Origin of the sequence: Halopseudomonas xiamenensis (assembly GCF_014219065.1) — a bacterium.
GTDB classification, from domain to species: domain Bacteria; phylum Pseudomonadota; class Gammaproteobacteria; order Pseudomonadales; family Pseudomonadaceae; genus Halopseudomonas; species Halopseudomonas xiamenensis.
On record NZ_JACLGO010000058.1, the window covers coordinates 1 to 1,691 of the forward strand.

Genomic DNA, 1,691 nt, shown 5'->3' on the forward strand with positions numbered 1-1,691 from the left:
GAGACCGTGAAAGTATTTCCTCGCCTTCGCTCGCGAACCCAAAAGGCGGGATAGGAGGCTGTTATCTACTATTGCCCACCTGTAGGCGCCAGGTACTTCCCAGAGGGAACCTACACGCCGACAGCACCAACAGGTGGGCAATACACGCCAACAGCTCTGTCAGCCGTTGGCAGATCTCCCGGAATTGTTTCACTCCCAGCAGATTCAATACGCGACTGAAGTTATACGCCCACGCCATCAAACTCCACTCGCCACGGACTTTCTCCAGCCCCCGTACCAGGAAGTGGTCCCAGCCAGCCCGTCGCTTGAGAGTGCCGAACGGGTGCTCCACCAACTCATTGCGCTGCGCCAACCGCTCGGGATGAGCCATCACCCGCTGCCGGACCGCTTCAGTATCGGCTTCGTATTGGTCGCGCCATATCTCCCGGACCTGCCCTTTGGCCGTCAGACACTCGGCGCGGCGTACACAATCGCAGCAATTACGGCGACGACTGCGGTAGCGCTGTGTCCAATGGCCCGCCTGCTCCTTGGGCTTGGAGGAAGCGATCAGATAGTATCCTTCGGGACAGCGATAGCGATCATGCTCAGGCTCGTAGACAAAGGCCTCCCTCGATAATCGGCCCGGTGCGACCGTACGGCCCCGCGCCGACGGCACCGGTAGATAAGGATAGATTCTTGCCTCGTGACACTGATGGCATTGCGCACTGCTGACGTAGCCTGCATCCGCCACCACCTCCAGTGTCTCGACGCCCAGCGCGGCCTTGGCCTGAGCACTCATGGGGTGGAGTAGATTCAGATCGTTCGGCTCGTTCGTGACCTCATCGGCAACGATCAGCTTGTGCTGGGCATCGGTGACAATCTGGACATTGAAGCCTGCCACCCTTTGCCCCCGCTTGCTCAACAGGCGGGCCTCTTCATCGACCGGCGAGTACTGGGTTTTGCCTCGTTGCTCAAGGTCAGCCAGTGCCTCGGTCTTCTCCTTCAGCGCCTCACGCAACGCGTCAAGCTTCTCGGCCAGATCACGCTCCTCCCGGCTCGCGGGCTCGCCAGCCTCCTCGCGATCCGCCGCATCCAGAGCCTGGTGCCACTGCGCCAGTTCCTCTTCCAGCTTCGTAATTTGAGCCGTCAGCTTCCTGTGTGTCCGAAAGCTCTTCTGGCTGACATTGCCCTTGAAAAAACTGCCGTCCACTGCGACCAACTGGCCGCCGAAAAGTCCCAGCGCCCGGCACAGCACGATGAACTGCGCCTGCGTCCGACGTAATGCCTGCGCATTGTTCTTACGAAAATCCGCGATCGTCTTGTAGCTGGGCTGCAGACCTTCCAGCAGCCACATCAGCTCCACATTGCGCTGGCTCTCACGTTCCAGTGTCCGGCTGCTGCGCAGCCGGTTGAGGTACCCATAGAGATAGAGCTTCAACAGCATCTGCGGCGCGTAGGCCGGTTGGCCAGCCTGATGACGTCCCGGGGCGTTGTGCGTGAAACCCAGGGCCTCCATATCCAGGCCGGCGATATAGGCATCAATCGCCCGGACCGGATTATGCTCACTGATGTAGTCCTCCAGCCGGGGCGGAAACAGCGTCTCTTGAGAGCGATCGATGCCTGATTTATAACGACGTTGGCTCATGCTTCATACCGGTGAGAGGGAAAACAACCTCCAGCCTACCGAACAACTGAGATACTTTCACAGTCTC

The 1,691-nt window shown here is 59.6% G+C and carries 1 protein-coding gene; it reads right to left on the minus strand.

Annotated elements, in window-relative coordinates; all coding sequences use genetic code 11:
• Window positions 1-61: 61 nt before the first annotated feature.
• Complete coding sequence (locus H6X51_RS19765; protein ID WP_185269124.1) at window positions 62-1,624, minus strand: IS1182 family transposase; 1,563 nt, start codon at window positions 1,622-1,624, stop codon at window positions 62-64.
• Between the last annotated feature and the right edge of the window lie 67 nt (window positions 1,625-1,691).